The sequence below is a fragment of the Nocardia sp. NPDC058640 genome (genome assembly GCF_042716995.1).
Classification (GTDB): Bacteria; Actinomycetota; Actinomycetes; order Mycobacteriales; family Mycobacteriaceae; genus Nocardia.
Genome location: NZ_JBHXRG010000001.1, coordinates 668793 through 688779 on the forward strand (window position 1 = coordinate 668793; position 19987 = coordinate 688779).

Annotated in this window: 16 protein-coding genes and 1 tRNA gene; 9 read left to right on the plus strand and 8 right to left on the minus strand. The window is 67.6% G+C overall.

All coding sequences use genetic code 11. From position 1 onward, the window contains the following. Positions 1-54: 54 nt before the first annotated feature. Both ACFWU5_RS03290 and ACFWU5_RS03295 read left to right on the plus strand, forming a co-directional pair. Entirely contained in the window at positions 55-2142 is a 2088-nt protein-coding gene (locus ACFWU5_RS03290) for a fructose-specific PTS transporter subunit EIIC (protein ID WP_379266005.1), read from the plus strand. 26 nt (positions 2143-2168) lie between these two features. Further along, positions 2169-2426, plus strand: a complete 258-nt coding sequence (locus ACFWU5_RS03295; protein ID WP_379266006.1) for an HPr family phosphocarrier protein — start codon at positions 2169-2171, stop codon at positions 2424-2426. A 51-nt stretch (positions 2427-2477) separates the two neighbouring features. Here ACFWU5_RS03295 and ACFWU5_RS03300 read toward each other — a convergent pair. Next, positions 2478-2551: transfer RNA gene (locus ACFWU5_RS03300), tRNA-Met, on the minus strand. A 356-nt stretch (positions 2552-2907) separates the two neighbouring features. Here ACFWU5_RS03300 and ACFWU5_RS03305 point away from each other — a divergent pair. Beyond that, positions 2908-3453 carry a transglycosylase family protein gene (locus ACFWU5_RS03305; protein ID WP_379240309.1) on the plus strand — a complete coding sequence of 182 codons (546 nt, stop codon included), beginning with the start codon at positions 2908-2910 and terminating at the stop codon, positions 3451-3453. 70 nt (positions 3454-3523) lie between these two features. Here the strand turns inward: ACFWU5_RS03305 and ACFWU5_RS03310 are convergent, their stop codons facing one another. Then, positions 3524-6505 (minus strand): UPF0182 family protein, encoded by a 2982-nt coding sequence (locus ACFWU5_RS03310; RefSeq protein ID WP_379240308.1) that lies wholly within the window; start codon positions 6503-6505, stop codon positions 3524-3526. 156 nt (positions 6506-6661) lie between these two features. Between ACFWU5_RS03310 and ACFWU5_RS03315 the strand changes: the two genes are divergently transcribed. Continuing rightward, positions 6662-7240 (plus strand): PPA1309 family protein, encoded by a 579-nt coding sequence (locus ACFWU5_RS03315; RefSeq protein ID WP_379240307.1) that lies wholly within the window; start codon positions 6662-6664, stop codon positions 7238-7240. Here the strand turns inward: ACFWU5_RS03315 and ACFWU5_RS03320 are convergent, their stop codons facing one another. Continuing rightward, entirely contained in the window at positions 7241-8266 is a 1026-nt protein-coding gene (locus ACFWU5_RS03320; RefSeq protein WP_379240306.1) for a PDZ domain-containing protein, read from the minus strand. A 128-nt stretch (positions 8267-8394) separates the two neighbouring features. Between ACFWU5_RS03320 and ACFWU5_RS03325 the strand changes: the two genes are divergently transcribed. The 3 genes from ACFWU5_RS03325 (at position 8395) to ACFWU5_RS03335 (ending at position 12331) form a co-directional block, all read left to right on the plus strand. Then, positions 8395-9834 (plus strand): zinc-dependent metalloprotease, encoded by a 1440-nt coding sequence (locus tag ACFWU5_RS03325; RefSeq protein ID WP_379240305.1) that lies wholly within the window; start codon positions 8395-8397, stop codon positions 9832-9834. 210 nt (positions 9835-10044) lie between these two features. Beyond that, positions 10045-10920, plus strand: coding sequence for a TOMM precursor leader peptide-binding protein (locus tag ACFWU5_RS03330; RefSeq protein WP_379240303.1), 876 nt, complete (start codon positions 10045-10047; stop codon positions 10918-10920). Positions 10921-10978: 58 nt separating this feature from the next. Further along, complete coding sequence (locus tag ACFWU5_RS03335) at positions 10979-12331, plus strand: ABC1 kinase family protein (protein ID WP_379266007.1); 1353 nt, start codon at positions 10979-10981, stop codon at positions 12329-12331. Between the two features lie 28 nt (positions 12332-12359). On the opposite strand, the gene ACFWU5_RS03340 is transcribed toward ACFWU5_RS03335, so the two are convergent. Together ACFWU5_RS03340 and ACFWU5_RS03345 are read right to left on the minus strand one after the other, a co-directional pair. Beyond that, positions 12360-13706 carry a uracil-xanthine permease family protein gene (locus tag ACFWU5_RS03340; protein WP_379266008.1) on the minus strand — a complete coding sequence of 449 codons (1347 nt, stop codon included), beginning with the start codon at positions 13704-13706 and terminating at the stop codon, positions 12360-12362. After that, positions 13694-14797 (minus strand): aryl-sulfate sulfotransferase, encoded by a 1104-nt coding sequence (locus tag ACFWU5_RS03345; protein WP_379266009.1) that lies wholly within the window; start codon positions 14795-14797, stop codon positions 13694-13696. The genes ACFWU5_RS03340 and ACFWU5_RS03345 overlap by 13 nt, the downstream gene beginning before the upstream one ends. A gap of 194 nt (positions 14798-14991) precedes the next feature. Between ACFWU5_RS03345 and ACFWU5_RS03350 the strand changes: the two genes are divergently transcribed. Further along, the gene (locus ACFWU5_RS03350; protein ID WP_379266010.1) at positions 14992-15579 is read left to right on the plus strand and encodes a helix-turn-helix domain-containing protein; all 588 of its coding nucleotides are present in this window, start codon (positions 14992-14994) and stop codon (positions 15577-15579) included. Positions 15580-15717: 138 nt separating this feature from the next. Here the strand turns inward: ACFWU5_RS03350 and ACFWU5_RS03355 are convergent, their stop codons facing one another. Together ACFWU5_RS03355 and ACFWU5_RS03360 are read right to left on the minus strand one after the other, a co-directional pair. Next, on the minus strand, positions 15718-16023 hold the full coding sequence (locus tag ACFWU5_RS03355) for a WhiB family transcriptional regulator (protein WP_379240298.1): 306 nt from the start codon (positions 16021-16023) through the stop codon (positions 15718-15720). Between the two features lie 548 nt (positions 16024-16571). After that, positions 16572-18728, minus strand: coding sequence for an ATP-dependent DNA helicase UvrD2 (locus ACFWU5_RS03360; RefSeq protein WP_379266011.1), 2157 nt, complete (start codon positions 18726-18728; stop codon positions 16572-16574). A 111-nt stretch (positions 18729-18839) separates the two neighbouring features. On the opposite strand from ACFWU5_RS03360, the gene ACFWU5_RS03365 reads away from it, so the two are divergent. Next, positions 18840-19070, plus strand: coding sequence for a mycoredoxin (locus ACFWU5_RS03365; protein ID WP_379240963.1), 231 nt, complete (start codon positions 18840-18842; stop codon positions 19068-19070). Positions 19071-19080: 10 nt separating this feature from the next. Here ACFWU5_RS03365 and nudC read toward each other — a convergent pair whose 3' ends face one another. Further along, positions 19081-19971 carry an NAD(+) diphosphatase gene (gene nudC / locus ACFWU5_RS03370; protein WP_379266012.1) on the minus strand — a complete coding sequence of 297 codons (891 nt, stop codon included), beginning with the start codon at positions 19969-19971 and terminating at the stop codon, positions 19081-19083. Positions 19972-19987: the final 16 nt, after the last annotated feature.

Sequence of the window (19987 nt, forward strand, 5' to 3'; positions counted from 1 at the left end):
GATCCGCCCCGATATCGCGACCCCCGCCGCACCCCCACTCAGAAAGACACGACGATGGCCGACTCGATCATCACTCCCGACCTGATCGCCCTGGACGCCGACCTCGGCACCGACAAGTCCGCGGTGATCACCGCCCTAGCCGACAAGCTCGCCGCAGCCGGCCGCGCCACCGATGCCGCCGCGGTGTCGATGGCCGCGCTGGCCAGGGAGTCGCAATCGGCGACCGGCCTACCCGGCGGCATCGCGATCCCGCACTGCCGCTCGGCCGCGGTGACCACCCCATCCCTGGCCTTCGCGCGACTGTCTCCCGCGGTCGACTTCGGTGCTCCCGACGGGCCCGCCGACCTTGTGTTCCTGATCGCTGCCCCCGAAGGTGCGGGCGCCGAGCACATGAAACTGCTGTCGTCGCTGGCTCGCGCGCTGGTCCGTCCGGCATTCGTGGCCGACCTGCGCGCCGCCGCGACACCCGCGGACGTGGTCACGCTCGTCGACGGCGTCATCAATCCCCCGGCCGCGTCCGCGACATCCTCCGCGAGCACGGCCGCGAGTTCCGCCGGAGCCTCGAGCACGGCGGCAGCCGCGAGTTCCGCCGCAGCGACGACCAGCGCCGCATCGTCAGCCGGGGGCGACTCGGCTGGTGACGCACCGGCTGTCAGCATCGCGAAGTCCAGCGCACCGAAGAAGATCGTCGCCGTCACCGCCTGCCCCACCGGCATCGCGCACACCTACATGGCCGCCGACTCCCTGGTCGCCGCGGGCGAACGCGCAGGCGTCGACATCGCCGTGGAAACCCAGGGTTCCAGCGGCGGCGGCACACTCGACCCGTCCACCATCGCCGATGCCGACGCCGTCATCTTCGCCACCGATGTCGGTGTGAAGGACCGCGGCCGTTTCGCGGGCAAGCCGGTGATCGAGTCCGGCGTCAAACGCGCCATCAACGAACCCGACAAGATGATCGCCGAAGCCGTCGCGGCCAGCGACAATCCGAACGCGGCTACGGTCGGCGGTGCCGCACCCGCCCCTTCGGAATCATCGGCCAAGGGCATCGGCTGGGGCACTCGCCTACGGCAGATCCTGCTGACCGGCGTCAGTTACATGATCCCGTTCGTCGCCGCGGGCGGTCTGCTGATCGCGCTGAGCTTCCTGCTGGGCGGCTACGAGATCTCCGACAGCGCGAAGGCGATCGTGCTGGACAACTCGATCACCGACCTGCCCGACGGCGGCCTGGCCACCTACTTCGGCGCGGTGCTGTTCCAGATCGGCTCGCTGGCGTTCAGCTTCCTGGTCCCGGCGCTGGCCGGTTACATCGCCTTCGCGATCGCCGACCGCCCCGGTCTGGCACCGGGTTTCACCGCGGGCGCCATCGCGGTGTTCGTCGGCGCGGGCTTCCTCGGCGGCCTCGTGGGTGGTCTGGTGGCCGGTTTCGCCGCGCTGTATGTCAGCAAGCTGCCGGTGCCGGTGTGGGCGCGCGGGCTGATGCCGGTGGTGGTCATTCCGCTGCTGGCGTCGGCGATCGTGGGCCTGTTGATGTTCGTGCTGCTGGGTAAGCCCCTGGCCGCGGTGACCAACGGGCTCACCGACTGGCTCTCCGGCCTGTCCGGCACCTCGGCGGTGGCGTTGGGTGTCATCCTGGGCGTGATGATGTGCTTCGACCTCGGTGGTCCCGTCAACAAGGCCGCCTACTCGTTCGCCGCGGCGGGCCTGTCGGTAAACGACCCGGCGACCCTGCGGATCATGGCTGCGGTGATGGCCGCGGGCATGGTGCCGCCGTTGGCGATGGCCCTGTCGACCCTGGTGCGTCCGCGCCTGTACACCGAGGCCGAACGCGAGAACGGCAAGGCCGCCTGGTTGCTGGGCGCCTCGTTCATCTCCGAGGGCGCGATCCCGTTCGCCGCCGCCGACCCGCTGCGCGTACTGCCGTCGATGATGGTGGGCGGCGCGGTGACCGGCGGCCTGATCATGGCCACGCAGGTGACCCTGAGCGCCCCGCACGGCGGCATCTTCGTGTTCTTCGCGATCGGCCACATCGGCTGGTTCCTGGTCGCGCTGCTGGCAGGCACCCTGGTCGCGGCGCTGTGCGTGACCGTGGCCAAGGAATTCACCCGCAAGCAGCCCGTATCCCCCGTCCTCACCACCGCGTAATCCATTCGCACACAAGGAGATATCCCATGGCAAGCACCACCGTCACCGTCGGCTCCTCGGTCGGCCTGCACGCTCGCCCCGCGGCCCTGATCGCCGAGGCGGTCGGCGCCGCGGGCGTGCTCGTCACGATCGCCGTGTCCGGCGGCGACCCGGTCGACGCGGGTTCGGCCCTGATGATCATGACCCTGGGCGCGGGTCAGGGCGCGGAAGTCGTGATCACCAGCGACGACCAGGCGACCCTGGACAAGATCGCGGAACTGGTGGCCAGCGACCTCGACGCCTGACCCGGATAACGCGAAAGGCCCGGAACCAGTGGTTCCGGGCCTTTCGTTTTGTAGCGGGGACAGGATTTGAACCTGCGACCTCTGGGTTATGAGCCCAGCGAGCTACCGAGCTGCTCCACCCCGCGTCGGTGTGAACACAACATTACACACAGGTGCGCGTGAGTGCCAAATCGCGTGGTCAGCGTGGGTTTTCGAGGGCATTCGCGCGATCTTCACTGTGCGACACCACAGATCGAGGGCCGCGAATGTGGCAGCCATCACACATTCGGCGGCCACTCCCGACCGAGTGTGCATTTCAGTGAGTGGCGTCACTATAACCTCGTGATCCCGAACACATAACGGACCAATAACAGACCGACCGGAATCTAGGTATTCCCACTGGCTATGCACCGTAAACCTTGATAAGACGGCTATTCCATTCATAGAATTTGCTCGTTATCAAGATGTGATCGGCATCGATTCTTTGGTTAGCGTCTCCCTCATGATCCAGACCCGGAAAATCAGCACCCGTGCCCTCGGCGTCGCCGCTATCGCCGGCGCCCTGGTTGCCGCTCCGTTCGGCCTCGCCACCGGTACCGCCTCCGCAGCCTCCTACAACTGGGACGGCGTCGCCCAGTGCGAGAGCGGCGGCAACTGGGGTATCAACACCGGTAACGGCTACTACGGTGGCTTGCAGTTCTCGCAGAGCACCTGGGCTGCCAACGGCGGCCAGGGTTCGGCGCACAATGCCAGCAAGGAAGAGCAGATCCGCGTCGCGGAGAACGTGCTCGCCAGCCAGGGCGTCGGCGCGTGGCCGCACTGCGGTCAGTTCCTGCAGTCGGGCGCCTCGACTCCCGAGCCCGCCGTCGAAGAGCCCGCCGTCGAACTGCCGGTGCAGGTCCCCGCGCAGGCCAAGACCGACGTTCAGGTCGCCGTCGACCAGGCCAAGACCGCCGGTCAGGCGCTTGCCGACCAGTACGGTGTCGCGGGCCAGTACCAGGACCTGCTGAACGCCAATTCTCCGCTGATCTCCTCGATCGGCGGCTGATCCACCGTTCCCCCTGCACGAGGAAGGCCCCGCCAGAATTTGGCGGGGCCTTCCTTGCTGTTGCCTGCGACTAGCGTCCGGCTGCGTCCTGGTACGCCTTCATCGCGACGTCCAGTTCATCGAGCGCCTTACCGTAATCGGTGAAGTTGCCCGACCGCATCGCCGTGCGCACCGCCTCGATCTTGCGGTTGAGCTCGGCGGCCGCGGCCTCCTGCGTCGGCGAACCCGCGGGCGGGGTCGTCCCCGGCGGCTGGGTGCCACCGGGCGGCGGAGTGACCGTGCCCGGCTCGACCGGCGGGGTCGCGCCCGGCTTCGGCTTCACCGACGGATCGCCACCGAACGGCGTGGCCAGCGATCCCGTACCGGGCATCACCTGGTTCAGCGCCTCGGCCAGCGTCGCCGCGTAACCGACCTTCACGCTGCCTCCCGCGTCGCGATAACTCACGAGCACGCGAAGCAGCTGCGGGAAGGTCGACGAACCGGTATTGCGTTCGTTGTAGAACGGTTCGACGTAGAGGATGCCGCCGTCGGCCACCGGCAGGGTGAGCAGGTTGCCGTAGCGGATCTTGTTCGAGTTCGACAGCAGGGTCTTCTCTTGGGAGACCGCGCCCGCGGTGGTCATCGCGTTCTGTGTCTGCTGCGGACCCTGGGTCTGCGTTTCCACCGGGAGCTGCAACACCGTGAACTTGCCGTACCCCTCGGGATCTGCCCGCACAGAGATGTAGGCCGACAGGAACTCTCGGTTGTAGCCGACCATGGCCGACGTCAGGTTGAACACCGGCTTGTTGGTCTTCGGGTCGCCCAGCAGGACGTAGTACGGGGGCTGTTTGAACACCCCGCCCTCGATGGTCGGGTCATTGGGGACCGACCAGAACGCGTTGTTGGTGAAGAACTCTCGCGGATTGTCCACGTGGTACTTGGTGAGCATTTCGCGCTGGACCTTGAACAGGTCCTCCGGGTAGCGGAAGTGCGCGCGCAGCTCGGGGGAGATCTCGCTCTGCGGCTTCACCGCGTCGGGGAACACCCCACGCCAGGCCTTGAGCACCGGGTCGACGGTGTCGGTCTCGTACAGGGTGACGGTGCCGTCGTAGGCGTCGACGGTGGCCTTCACCGAGTTGCGGATGTAGCTGACTTCCTTGCGCGGGATCACCCGCCCGGTCTTCTTGTCGATACTGTCCTCGACCGCGCCGTCCAGCGAGGTCGGCTGGGCGTAGGGGTACTTGTCCAGCGTGGTGTAGGCGTCGACGATCCACTTCACGCGGCCGTCGATCACCGCAGGGTAGGCGTTGCCGTCGGTGGTCAGCCACGGTGCGACCTTCTGCACCCGCTCACGCGGACCACGGTTGAACAAGATCTTGGAGTCCTCGCTGATCGCGGAGGAGAACAAGATGTTGCGCTCGGCGTACTTCGCGGCGAAGGCCAGCCGGTTGAACCAGTTCCCGATCGGCACGCCACCACTGCCGTCATAGGTGAACTGCGCCTGGTCGGTGTCGTATTCGCGGGGCTGTTGGCCGTCGGCGGTTCCGACGATGGCGTAGTCGGGGTCGGTCTGGGCGATCAGCTCGCCGTAGTAGATGCGCGGCTGATCGACCTTGATCTGCTGGTCCTCGACCTTGGTGAACAGGTCGCTGACCATGAACAGCGGGTAACCCGAATCGCTGCCGCCGCTGGCGCTCTGGGCCTCGGACTGCGGCTTGTTCACCCGGTTGGCCGGTGCGGCGACGAAGCCGTTGCCGTGGGTGTAGACGGTGTGCTGGTTGATCCAGTCCTTCTGGTTGCCCGACAGCGCGGCCGGGTGCAGCTCGCGCGCGGCCACGATGTAGTCCTGGATCTCACCGTTGAGGTTGTAGCGGTCGATGTCCAACGACTCGGGGAAGCCGTAGAAGTTCTTCCGCTGCTGCAACTGGGTGAAGGTGGGCGACAGGATGTTCGGATCCAGCAGCCGGGCATTGCCGATGGTGGCCGCGTCGGCAGGCACCTCGAGCGGGCTCTTCTTGCTCTCGCCCTGATAGTTCTGATATTCGACTTTGTCGTCGGTGATGCCGTAGGCCTCGCGCGTGGCTTGGATATTGCGCTCGATATACGGGCTCTCCTTTTCGGCGGCGTTGGGTCGCACCGAGAACTGCTCGACCACCATCGGCCACACCGCGCCGACCAGGATCGACGACAGCACCAGCAGCGCCGCCGCCATCGCGGGAACGCGCAGATCGCGCAACACGATTCCGGTGAAGAAAGCCAGCGCGCAGATCACCGCGATCGACAGCAGGATCAGTTTGGCGGGCAGCACCGCCATGATGTCGGTGTACGAGGGACCGCCGAACGTTGGTTCTTTGCGCGTACTCGACAACAGGTCGTACCGGTCGAACCAGTACGCCACCGCCTTGAGCAGCACGAAGATTCCCGCGATCACCGCCAGCTGCACCCGTGCGGCGCGGGTCAGCGTGCCTTCGCGCCCGGCCAGCCGCAGGCCGCCGAACACGTAGTGGGTCACCAGGTTCGCGAAGAACGCGATCACCACCGCCACGAACAGCCAGTTCAACACCATCCGGAAGAACGGCAGATCGAAGGTGTAGAAACCGATGTCCAGGTGGAACTGCGGGTCCGTCTGGCCGAATTCGCCGCCGTGCAGAAACAGCTGCACCGTGGCCCAATTCGACTGCGCCACCAGCCCGGACAGCACGCCCAGCAGCACCGGGATGCCGATGCCGAACAGGCGCAGCTTGCTCATCACGGTGGTGCGGTAGCGCGCGATCGGGTCGTTGGGCCCCGCGACCGGCACGAACACCGGACGCGACCGATAGGCCAGCAGCAGCGCCGCCCAGACCACCAGACCGACGAACACTCCGACAACGACGAACAGCAGCACCCGCGTGCGCAACACGCCGAGATACACACTGCGATAACCGACCTCGCCGAACCACAACCAGTTGGTATAGGCGTCGGTGAAGCGGGGCCCGAGCAACAGCAGCGCCGCGAGGACGACTGCTGTCACAAGCAGCACACGGCTGCGTCGGGACAACGAAGGTAAGCCGGTGGGGGGCCGCATGCCCACGGTGCCACTCTCCAAGGTCCGGCGGTTCCGCGCCGTGATCGGCACGGACACCGCAGTCCGAATGTTGCGGATGACCCGTCGCCGGATCGTTGGCGCCCACTCTACGGAAATCGGACACCGTGCAAGCGTGCGGGCCGAAAATGATTGGATGTGCGGGTGAACGATGACGAGCACGCCGAAGTCCTCCTCGCCCGCTGTGTACGCGAGGTCGTCGAGTTCGCCGACGCCGAGGGCTGGGGAAACCCGCCGCAGATGTTCGCGTTGGTGCCCACCGCCGACCTGGCCGCGGCCGAACCCGACCTGCAGGATCAGCTCGACGACGGCAGCGAACTGACCCCTGTTGCGCAGGAAGCCTTTCCCGACGACATCACCGGCGGGTCGATGGCGCTGGACGAATTCCTGGCCACCACCACCTGGCCGCCCGCGGTCGAGGGGTGCGTGCTGGTGCAGGAGATCGTGGTGCTGCCGCCCGACGCCGAGAGCGATCTGGACGAGGCACTGGTTCCGCTGCTGGCCGACGACGAAGCCGCCGACGCGGCCGGGCGCGCCGCCGCACACGCGCATCCGGGTCGTCGCGACGCCCGCCTCATCGCGGGCGTGCTGCGCCAGGGCGCGGTGCTGTGCCTGCTGCAGATCCGCCCCGAAGACGACGACGGCTTCGGCGATCTGGACCTGCGCACCTACCCGAACCTGGCACCGGGCCTGGTCGAGGCCCTGCAACACACCTTGGAGTGACTACTTACAGCCGACCGGCTCGCGGCCTTCGTTGATTGCTGTCAGCGAGCTGATCGCGCTGTCGAGGGTGTCGACTTTGACCAAGCGCAGGCCCTCTGGGATGCGCTGAGCTGCCTCGTTGCAGTTGTCGGCGGGCACTAGGAACGTTTCCGCGCCGGCTTCGCGGGCGGCGATCATCTTGTACTGGATGCCACCGATCGGGCCGACTTTGCCCTCCTGATCGATGGTGCCGGTGCCTGCCACGAACTTGCCGCCGTTGAGTTCGCCGGGCGACAGCTTGTCGATCAGCGACAGGCTGAACATCAGGCCCGCGGACGGTCCGCCGATGTCGGCGAGGTTGAACTCGACCTCGAGCGGCGGTCGACCACCTTCGCCGGGGGTGATGCCGAGGTAGCCCTTGGCATCGTCGTCGGGGCGCGGCGCCAGGGTGATCTGGCTGGTGCGCTCGGCATCGCCGCGCCGGTACACGACAGTGATGACGGTGCCGGGAGCCTTGGTCCCGACGATGTCGATCACGTCCTTGGGCGCGGTGATCGGGGTGCCGTCGATGCTGATCAGCTCGTCGCCTGCCTCCAGCACGCCGTTGGCCGGGCCTTCCTCACCGAGTCCGCGCACCAGCACGACGGTGGGCATCTTCAGGTAGTGCAGCGCGGCGACCTCGGCATCGCTCTCGGAATCCTTGAAGTCCTGCTGATTGGACTTGTCGACCTCTTCGCGCGACACGCCGGGCGGGTAGACCTCGGCGCGCGGGACCAGTCCGTGTTCACCGCTGACCCAGAAACCGAACGCCTCGAACAGGTTCAGTCCGTCGCGCACCGACACGGTCGTCATATTGAGGTGCCCGGTCGTGGGATCCAGTGGTGCGCCGGTGACATCGACCACCGGTTTGCCCTCGACCTGCCCGAGCGTGTCGAAGGTCGGGCCGGGGCCCAGGGCCACGAACGGCACGGTGACCACGCTGCCCGTCACGCCGAGCACGAGGACAGGGACCAGGGCCACGATCAGGGTGAGGATCCGACGATTCACTCCGACCACAGTAGTGATCAGCTCGCGTGCGCAACGGTAGTGGCACGCTTTTGTGGCGCAGGCGATGCCGGGCGATTTCGCGATGCGCGAACACCGAAGCCCCAGGGGGCCCGCGTAACGTAAAGGGTATGAGCGATCTCCCCTTCGGCTTCTCGACCGGCGACGACGACGAGTCCGGCAAGCGTCGTGACGAGGCGAACGGCCCCGGCGGAAGCGATCCGTTCGGTTTCGGAACCGGCGGTGCGGGCGGGTTCGATCCGTCGCAGCTAGGTCAGATGCTCAGCCAGCTCGGGCAGATGATCAGCGGCATGGGACAGGGCATGGGCCCCGGCGGCACTCAGTCGGGCCCGGTCAATTACGACGTGGCCAAGCGCCTGGCCCGCCAGCAGCTGGGTTCCACCGTGGCCCCGATCGCGCCGAGCACCACCACCGCGGTGATCGACGCCGCGCACCTGGCCGAGCTGTGGCTCGACGGCGCGACCGTGCTGCCCGCGGGCGCCACCAAGACAGTCGCGTGGACCGCGAACGACTGGATCGAGGAGACCCTGCCCACCTGGAAGCGCCTGTGCGATCCGGTGGCCGAGCAGATCTCGGGCATGTGGACCGCGCAGCTGCCCGAGGAGGCCAAGCAGTTCGCCGGGCCGATGGTCGGCATGTTGGGCCAGATGGGCGGGCTGGCGTTCGGCTCCCAGCTCGGTCAGGCACTGGGCCAGCTGGCCAAGGAGGTATTGACCTCCACCGATATCGGTCTGCCGTTGGGCCCGGCCGGTACCGCGGCGCTGCTGCCGACCGCGATCTCGGCGTTCAGCGAGGGGCTCGAGCAGCCCGAGAGCGAGATCATGGTGTTCCTGGCCGCGCGCGAGGCCGCCCACCAGCGGCTTTTCGCGCATGTGCCGTGGCTGCGTCAGCAGGTGCTGGGCGCGGTCGAGGATTACGCGCGCGGGATCAAGATGGACTTCTCCGCGATCGAGGAGGCCGCGCAGGGCATCGACCCGATGTCACTGAGCGACCCGTCCAAGCTGGAGGAACTGCTGTCGCAGGGCACCTTCGAGCCGCAGACCACGCCCGAGCAGAAGCAGGCGCTGGAACGTCTCGAGACCCTGCTCGCGCTGATCGAGGGCTGGGTCGACGTGGTGGTCACCGATGCCGTGGGTGAGCGGCTGCCGGGTGCGGGCGCGCTGTCGGAGACGCTGCGTCGCCGTCGCGCCACGGGTGGGCCCGCCGAGCAGACCTTCGCCACGCTGGTCGGGTTGGAGTTGCGCCCGCGCAAGGTGCGTGAGGCGGCGGCGCTGTGGCGTCGGCTGACCACCGACGCGGGAATGGAAGGGCGCGACAAGGTGTGGGAGCACCCGGACCTGCTGCCCGATTCCGCCGACCTGGACTCCCCCGCCGGGTTCATCGACTCGGTGATCGGCGGTGGCACGGGCGCTTTCGACGATCCGCTGGCGCAGTTGGCCGAGACCGAGGCGCGCGAACGCGAAGCGGCCGACCTCGAGAAGAACAAGGGTGACCAGAACCCGTCCGACACCGGCGATTCCGACCCCGATTCCGGTACCGACAAGTCCTGATCCGCGCCGCCGCCATGGTCTGCCGATAAATCTTGCGACCATGGCGGCGCGACACGGTTCCCCCGCTAACGACCGTCGGGAAATGCCGCGACGACCCGCGGTACACCGGTTGTTCACAGTTCGAAGTCGAGCTGCCGACACGCCGAAAGCCTGTGGATAACTGCGCTTTCGGGGCAGGTTGTGCTCGGTCGGGTTGTCGACACTTTGGGCATGACGACCAAATCCCCACTGCGCGGCCCGATGTTGCACCCGCGCGTGACCACGCTCGTTCGACCCTCCGGCACGGTCCAACTCGGCTGGGATCCCGAACGCGCGCTGCTGCTCGAGACCACCGACCACGACACCGGCACGGTGCTGGCCTTCCTCCGCCTGCTCGACGGGCTGCAATCCAGACCCCAGATCATTTGGCGCGCAGGTGAATTCGGCATCAGTCCCGATCGCACCATGGGGATGCTCACCGCGATCGAACGGGCAGGACTCCTGCTGGAACCCGAACACAAACAGGGCAAGATCCGCAGCATCACCGTGCACGGACTGGGTCCGCTGTCGGATGCGGTGGCGATCGGGTTGCGGCGCATGGGTTTTCGACCGACCCGCTCGCGCGAGTACCGACCCGACACCCCGATCGGGGCGACCCCCGGCGATCTGGTGGTGCTCACCGACGCCCTGATGATCGATCCCGGACTGTCGGTGGATCTGGTGTTGCGGCGGGTCCCGCATCTGCAGGTGCGCGTTCGTGACGGGATCGGCGTGGTCGGTCCGCTGGTGTTGCCCGGCGAAACCAGCTGCCTGCGCTGCGCCGACCTGACCCGCGCGGGTTTCGACACCGACTGGCCGCACCTGGCCGCCCAGCTGCTGGGCCGCACCGGCCATGCCTCGCCCGCCGGCATCGCGGCCACCACGGCGCTGGCACTGGGCGAACTGGAGGCGATCATCGCCTGCTCGCCGCGGCGGGCACCGCGCACCCTCGACGCCACCGTGGAATTGGACCTGGATACGCACGAGATCCAGCGCCGCCCGTGGCTGCCGCATCAGGAATGCGGGTGCCGGAACATGACCGCGCACGTGCAGGGAACGTCGCGGTGACGGGCGTCGCATACGCCGGTGTGAGCATTCTTATGGCACACACCGGGCAGGTTCGGCCATGATGGGTACCGTGTCCGAGATCGTGCGCCGCAGTTCCAGCCGCAATGCCAAGTTGGCCAAGATACCGCTCGGCATCGCCGGACGAGCCGCGGTCGGATTCGGCAAGAAACTCGTCGGCGGTGACAAGAAGCAGATCAACGCGAACCTGAACCAGAAGGCCGCCGAGCAACTGTTCGCGGTGCTCGGTGAGCTCAAGGGCGGCGCGATGAAGTTCGGCCAGGCCCTGAGCGTGATGGAGGCCGCGGTCCCGGAGGAGTTCGGCGAGCACTACCGCGACGCGCTGACCAAACTGCAGGCCGCGGCACCGCCGATGCCCATCGAAACGGTGCGTCGCGTACTCGATCAGCAGCTGGGCACCAAGTGGCGCGAACGCTTCCAGTCCTTCGACGACACCCCCGCCGCCTCGGCCAGCATCGGCCAGGTGCACCGCGCGGTGTGGTCCGACGGTCGCCCGGTCGCGGTGAAGGTCCAGTACCCCGGTGCCGACGACGCCCTGCGCGCCGATCTGAAAACCTTGTCCCGCATGACCGGCCTTTTCGCGTCGGTGATTCCCGGCGCCGACGTGAAGCCACTGCTGGCGGAGATCGTCGAGCGCACCGAGGAAGAACTGGACTACCGCATCGAGGCCGCCAACCAGCGCCGTTTCGCCGCGGCCTTCGACGGGCATCCCAGCATCACCGTCCCGAAGGTGGTCGCGGGTGCCCCGAAGGTGATCGTGACCGAGTGGCTCGACGGCACGCCAGTGTCGGCGCTGATCAAGGAAGGGGCGCAGGACCCGGAAGGCACCCTGGCACAGCGCAATCGGATCGCCGAGCTGATGGGCGTCTTCCATTTCAGCTCGCCCGAACTGGTCGGGCTGCTGCACGGCGACCCGCACCCCGGCAACTTCCTGATCCGGCCCGACGGCACCCTGGCCGTGCTCGACTTCGGTGCCTGCGCGCCGATGCCGGGCGGTTTCCCGGAGATCCTGGGCCGCATGTTGGCCCTGGCCGTAGCCGACGAGCACGCGGCACTGACCGAACTGCTCTACGAACACGGCTGGGTGATTCCCGGACGGGTGGTCACCCACGAGGAGATCGAGGCGTACTTACGCCCGTTCAGCGACCCCATCCGCACCGACACCTTCCACTTCACCCGCGCGTGGATGCAGCAGGTGGCGGGCAAGGCCTCGGAGTTCTCCAGCCCGGAGATGAAAACCGCCCGCGCTCTGCAACTTCCGCCCGAATATCTCACCGTGTTCCGGGTGCTGGGTGGGTCGGTGGGCATCCTGGCCCAACTCGACGCGGAACTGGGCTTCATGAACCTGGTTCGCACCTGGGTTCCGGGGTTCCGCACCGAACAGGCCTCGTAGGCGACACCTGCCTGCTCCTCCGATGCGTCTAGTCGACGGACGCTTCGGTACCCACCTCCGACCGAGGTTTCCGGTCGGCGGAGTCACGCCTGCCGACGGTGCACAGCAGGTGAACCGCGATGCCGACCACGGCAGCCATGGTCACCCCACTGCCGAGCAGCAGTTTCAGGTCGGCGGGGAAGCCGCGGTACAGGGCGGGTACCAGGATCGGTAGCAGGCCCGCGGTCAGTGCCGCGGTGGTGGTGAGCAGGGCCGAGTCCTCGTCGAGGTCGACCTCCCGGAACAGGCCGATCGCGGAGGCGATGATCGTGGCGAACACGATCGCGGCCGTCGCGCCGACCACCGGACCGGGCAGCGAGTTCACGATGCGCCCGACCGGGGCGACGAACGCGGCCACGATCAGCATCAGCCCGGTCAGCGCGGTGACATAGCGGCTGCGCACACCGGTCAGGCGGATCAGGCCGATGTTCTCGCCGCTGGTCACCATGGTCGGGCCACCGAACAGACCGGAGAACAGCGAGGTCACCGCGTCGCCGCGGATCGTGCGTCCGACCGTGGGCGCGGTGTCGATCTGCTTGCCGACCACCTGGGCGTTGAGCACGGTCTGTCCGGTGGCCTCGGCCATCGAGCCGATGCTGAACACCAGCAGCGGCACCGCGGCGAGTAGGTCGAAATGCGGTGTGCCGAACAGGAAAGGCTCGGGCAACTGCACCAGTGCGTTACCCGGTGCCAGGGTGAACTGGCCCAGCGCGGCCGCCACCGCGGTCCCCACACCCATGCCGATCAGGACCGAAACCCGACGCCACCCCGAAGGGAGAAAGCGGTGGGCAAGCACGGTGGCCACGATGGTCACGCCGGCGATGGACACCGACCTGATCGGTGTCGGATCGTCGGCCGAGGTGATCAGGTTCGCGCCGACCTTCACCAGGTTCACCCCGATCACCAGGATCATGCTGGCGATCACCACCATCGGCAGGAACCGCACCAGCTTGCGCGCCACCGGCACCAGCGCGATGCCCGCGACCGCGGTGATCAGCACCGCACCGGTCGCGGTCGCGGGGTCGTAGGTCTGGGCGGTCTGGATGAACAGCACCACCGCCGCACCACCGGGCAGCATCACGAACGGCAGTCCGGCGCCCAGGCCATATCGTCCACTCGACTGCAGGATCGTGCCGATGCCGCTGAAAAGCAGTGCGCCACACAACAATGCGCGCGCGGCGTCATCGTCGAGATGCAGGCTGCGGCTGATCAGCAGTACCGAGGTCAGCGGCATCGCGATCATCACCACCAGGTGCTGCAACGCACCCGCGAAAGCCCTTCCAGCGGAAGGTATCTCATCGACCGGCGCCACCACCGGATCGGTCACCGCAGCCATGGCAGTTCCTCCGCCTGGTATCGGTACGCACGGAAGATGGCGTTGGAGATGCCCGGAAACACCTGCGCGGTATCGGGATCGGGGTATTCGGTGAACGAGGGCACCACGTACTCCCAGCAGATCTGCCGGTCCGGCGTCACCTCGAAGATCCGGCCGAAGGCGGCCTCGGTGATCAGCGTGTTGCCGTTGGGCAGCCGCTGCGCCCCACCCATGAAAGGAGTGAAGAACGCCTCACGCGGTGAATCCTGATAGGTCCAGCCCACAGCGCCTGTGGCGGTGTCGATTTCGACGACGCGGCTGTAGGTCACCGACTCCCCGGTGCGGAAGGTGCCGTTGTCGAACACCAGGATCTTGCCGTCACCCACCGGGGTCGCATGGTGTTGCTGGGCGAGCACGGTGCGGTCGGCCAGGTTGGTGACCGCGCCGGTGCGCCGATCGATGAGGATCACCGCCGACACGCTGCGCAGGCTGGCCACCACGGTGTGCTCGTCGAGCGGGTACACGCTGTTGATCAGCGGCCAGTGCTCACGCCAATAGTGTGGCTGCAAAGCGAATTCCGCGGGATCCAGGTGTTCCACCGCACGCCATTCCCACCGCAGCGCACCGTCGGCGTCGACCTCGCGGATCACGTCGGACCACACGATCCCGTCGGCTTCGGTGCCGGGCACACCACCCTGGATCTGGGCGGCGTCGGCGCCGGTGAGTGGCTGCACCGCAGCGTAGAGCACGCGGCCGTCGTCGTAGTGGTGCGCGTCGTGGTGGGCCAGGTCGTCGCGGATCTCCGACAGTCGCGCGCCGGTGTGGTCGTAGCGGGCCATCGAACCGCCGGAGTACTTGCGCCACATGGCGAACAGCGGCTCGCGGGCCAGGGTCGCGCCGTTGTAGGCGAGGCTGCCGTCGGCGAGGATGCGGGCGTGCCTGCCGGGGCGGTAGGGCAGGTGCCACTGGTGGGCGATCTCGCCGTCGAGGTCGACCAGGTCGACCCGGCCGTTGCCCGCCAGCGGCGCATAGAGGGTGAAGCCGGGCGAGGCCAGCTCGGGATTGCTACCGATCAGCCCGATGCCGCGTCTCTTGAGCGTGTTCTGTTCCATGCCGCCTCTTCCTGAATATTCGACCCCACTGAATATTCAGTAGCGGCGGCGAAACGGGAACGGTTCCGATCACGGTGCGCGAAACCCGCTCATCGCCTGGTCGGCGCCCGAAAACCGCACCCCGCCCCGATTCGGTCCACCGAAAATTCACTACAGTCGCAGGCACAGCGGTACCGAACACACGGAGGCGAGCAGTGGCCAGCGGCGACCACATCCGACATCGACAACTGGGTACCGTGATCCACGACCGTCGCCTCGCCGCCGGACACACCCTGGCCCGCCTGTCCACCGAGACTGGGCTGTCCCAGTCATTTCTCAGCCAACTCGAAAACGGCCGCACCAACACCAGTTTGCGCTCGCTACAACAGATCGCCGACGCCCTGTCGACCACCGCCACCGCGCTGCTGGCCGCCGCCGACGACACCGCACCCGCGGCGGTGGTCCGCGCCGCCGACGACACCGTCCTGCCCCAAACCGACCCCGGCGCAGGCACAGTCCGCTCCCTGGTCCACGGCGACCGCGACCTGCGCGCCCTGGAATTCACCGGCGGCACCGACCGCGGCGACCGCGATTTCGTCCACCAGGGCGACGAGATCATCCACGTGACCCGCGGCGCGATCTCCCTGATCGCCGACGGCACCGAACACGAACTGGGCGCCGGCGACACCTACTACTGCCGCGCCGGCGAGAAACACCGGTGGTGGGCGCACTCCCCGGACACCACCACGTTGGTCCTGGCCGTGGCCGACGGTCGCACCGTCAAACGCAACTCCCGCAAATAACAAACGAACCGCTCACCAGAAACAGGTGAGCGGTTCGCTTGCGGTACAACCCTTTTCCCGGGTTCATGCTGTGTTCATTCGGCATGCTCGGGCGGCCTACGTGGTTACGCTCCGCTGCCGCCTCCGACCGCTGACCGCTCATGCCATGATCGCGACCTTGCGCGGCCGACCGCGGGGGCGCTTGCGGGCGATCACGACACCCTGGTCGAAGATCTCACCGCCCCACACGCCCCACGGCTCGGCGCGGTCGATGGCCGCGGTCAGACAGGTCTTGCGGATCGGGCAGGCAGCGCACAGTTCCTTGGCCTGCTCCAGATCGGTGGGGCTCTCGGCGAACCACAGATCGGGGTTTCCGCCCCGGCAGGGCAGAGTCCTGGTGACCTGCGTCACGGTTCGGCATGTCACGTCAGCAGTGGCCGTGGGCCAGTCCTGGGCGGTGAACACGTCGTTCTCCTTCAGCTCGTTTGCAGCGGTGGGATGTTCGGTGTGCGAACCCGGTGCCTACGGCTGAGGAGCCGAAAAAATATGGCCACGGATTTCGCTGTTCGCGATCCGTGGCCAGGAGGTCTGGGAAGTGGTTCCCTACCTAGTTCGACAGTGCTGTCGAACCCTGTTCACGGTCGCTGGGTGGACGCGGAGGCGGATTGCGCCGACGACCGCCGGTGCGTAACCGGCTTCGTCGGCGGGTGCTGCCGGTGCCGAAACGGCGGTCGGCTGCCAACCCACACTGGGCTTGTCCTGGCGGCGAATCTGATGCGCGTCGCCGACGGACAGGCCGGTCCCCTGCAGAGCGAGGACCCCCCGGAAGGCGGACATGCCAAAGGCGTTCACCAGGACGCGATTGCTCATCGCATCGAACGTGGTGTTCGTATTCGTCTTCATGTCTCTGCCTCCCTCCTGAACTCGTGTGTGAACAATGGCCGCGCATCGGCATTGCTGCCGTTGCGTGTTCTCCACCATAGGCAATGATCGAGAACCTAACAACCTATTTTCTACCTGGGGTTTTGCTCCGTGGCCCGCAAACGTGAGGCAACGATGGCCAGCACATCGGCGCCGTACTGTTCGATCTTCTTCGCCCCGATTCCGGCGATGGCCGCAAGCGCGGTGTCGTCGGCGGGGAACTGTTCGGCGATGGCCGTGAGCGTGGTGTCGGTGAACACGACGAAGTCGCGCACCTTCAGCGCCTCGGCTTTTTCCGACCGCCACTCCTTCAGCGTGTCCAGCAGCAGCGGGTCGACTTCGCCCGGACAGCGTCGGCAGCGGCCGAGCATGGTGGCGTAGGTGCCGATCAGCGGCTTCAGGCAGACCCGGCACAGCGGACGTGGAGCCTGCGCCTTGCCAGGCAGTTCGACCGCGATCCGAGAGGCCGCGGATGTGTCCGGGATCAGGTCGTTGAGGAACCGCGAGCGGGTCACCGGCCGGTAGTCCCCGCCTGCCTGCAGTCGTCGCTGGGTCCACGACAGGTTCAGGTGTTCGCGCGCTCGGGTGACGCCGACGTACAGCAGTCGCCGCTCCTCCTCCAGTCCCGCTTCGTCGACGGGAGTGTTCTTCTTGCCGAGCACGTGGAAGATCGGCAGCGTGCCGTCGGTGAGTCCGACCAGGAACACCGCGTCCCATTCCAGGCCCTTGGCCGCGTGCAGCGACGCCAGGGTGACGCCGTCGACCGTCGGCGGATGTTTGGCCTCGGCGCGGGTGGCCAGTTCGCGCAGCAGCGCGGTGAGGTCCATGTCGTCGTCGTGGCTGACCAGTTCCTCGGTGAGCTGGACCAGCGCCAGCAGCGAGGACCATCGTTCTTTCGCCTGCGCGCCCGCGGGTTCCTCGGTGGTCAGCCCCACCGGGGCCAGCGCCGCGCGCACCAGTGTGATCAGCGACGATCCGCTGCGGGCGGCGTCGGGCAGGTCGTCGCGCCCGTCGACCTGGCGCAGTGCCGACACCGCCTGCCGCACCTCCGGCCGCTGGAAGAATCCCTCGCCACCGCGCACCTGGAACGGGATCTCGCGTGCGCCCAGGACCTGTTCGAACGGTTCCGACAGCGCGTTCGTCCGGTACAGCACCGCGATCTCGGCGGCGGGTGTCCCGTTGGCGATCAGTTTCTGGATCTGCTCGGCGACCGCGACGGCCTCGGCTTGCGCGTCGACGTACTCGGCGAACTCGGGTTCGGGACCGTCGGCGCGCTGGCCGATCAGCGCCAGCCGGGTGCCGGCGATGCGCCCGCGCGCGGCCCCGATCACCCGGTTGGCCAGCGACACGACCTGCGGGGTGGACCGGTAGTCGCGTTCGAGCCGGACCACCGTGGCGTCGGGGAAGCGCCGGGAGAAATCGAGCAGGTACTTCGGGGTGGCGCCGGTGAAGGAGTAGATCGTCTGATTGGCGTCGCCGACCACGGTCAGGTCGTCGCGCTCGCCGAGCCACGCGTCGAGCACGCGCTGTTGCAGCGGGGTGACGTCCTGGTATTCGTCGACGACGAAACTGCGGTACCGGCCACGGAATTCGTCGGCCACGGCCGGATAGTCCTCGAGCGCGGCGGCGGTGTGCAGCAGCAGGTCGTCGAAGTCCAGTAGTAGGCCGTCGGCGGAGGCTTTGGCGGATTCGTATGCCTGGTAGACCTCGGCGACCTTGGTGACGTCGACCGGTGCGTCGCGATGGTGCCTGGCCGCGGCGGCCGGATAGTCCTCCGGCGCGATCAGCGACGCCTTGGCCCATTCGATCTCGCTGAGCAGGTCACGCACCATTTCGGTCGACGCGCGCAGTCCCGCTCGTTGCGCGGCCTGCGAGACCACGGGGAACTTGCTGTCGATCAACCGCCACGGCACATCCCCGACCACCTGCGGCCAGAAATAGCGCAGTTGCCGCAGCGCCGCGGCGTGGAAGGTGCGCGCCTGGACCTGCCCGGCATCGCCGCCCAGGCCCATCGTGCGCAGCCGATTGCGCATCTCCCCCGCCGCCCGCGCGGTGAAGGTCACCGCGAGCACCTGGTCGGCTTTCACGTGCCCACCGGCGATCAGATGCGCGATCCGGTGCGTGATGGTCCTGGTCTTGCCCGTGCCCGCACCGGCGAGAACGCACACCGGCCCCCGTGGTGCCCGCACCGCGGCGGCCTGTTCCGGGTCGAGGGCGGTGAGATCGAGTGCTGGCACGCGCACCATCATGACAGCGACCCCCGACAACAAACGCGCACGGCCGCGATCGCACCGCGTCGGAACACCAGGCGCTTGCCCGACGTTGCACACTGCGTGACTGAAGCAACCCCAGATCTGACGATGTATTCGACCACGTGGTGCGGCTACTGCCGGCGCCTGCGGACCCAGCTCGACGAGGCGGGCATCACCTACTCGGTGATCGATATCGAAGACGATCCCGCCTCGGCGGAGTTCGTCGGCAGCGTCAACGGCGGCAACCACGTGGTGCCCACGATCAAGTACCGCGACGGATCGACCGCGACCAACCCGTCGCTGGCCGCGGTCAAGAAGGCATTGGCCGCACAGGCCTGAGCCCGCCGGGTCAGTCAGCCCAGGATTCGATGATCGTTCGCGCGATCGAGATCGAACCCGGGACGAGCAGTCGTGCGCCCGGTTGGGTGGCGGTCCAGTCGCCTGCCTGCAGAGCTGCACGGACCTCGTCGCGAGTGAACCAGTGCGCCTCGGCGATCTCGCCATCGGAGAACACGAACTCCTGGGCGGGGTCGCCGATCGCGGCGAAACCCAGCATCAGCGAGCGCGGGAACGGCCACGGCTGGCTGCCCAGATAGTGGATATCGCGCAGGTCCACGCCGACTTCCTCGCGCACCTCGCGTTCCACGCAGCGTTCCAGCGATTCGCCGGCCTCCACGAATCCGGCCAGCAGCGAGAACATCGTCTCCGGCCAGTGCTGTTGACGTGCCAGCAGCACGCGATCGGCGCCGTCGTGCACCAGGCAGATCACGGCCGGGTCGATGCGCGGGAATTCTTCCTCGCCCGCCGCGTTCAGACGCGACCAGCCGCCACGCGCGGGCGTGGTCGTCGAGCCGTCGCCGCCATGGAATCGGGCCCGGTCGTGCCAGTTGAGCAGCGCGTACGCGGTGGACAGCAGTTCGGCGGTGAAATCGTCGACCGAGCCGAGCACCCGCAGATCTTTGAGCGTGCCGTCCAGTTCCGGTTCGCGTACGGCCCACAGGTGACTGCCCTCGACCACGCCGAGGAAAACCGCGGCGTCACCGGGGCCGTCGCCCACGACGGCTGCGTTGTCGAGCACGATCTGGTCGTTGTCCACCCGCACTTTTCCGCGCGGGTCCACGCGCAGCACCTTCGCCTTGCCCCACCCCTCACGCAGCGCGTCGGGATCGAGTCGCACGTGGTCGGCGCGATCGAGGGTGGAACGGGACAGCAGCGGAACGTCTTTCAGCCGGAAGGACACCTGTGCAGCCTAGCGG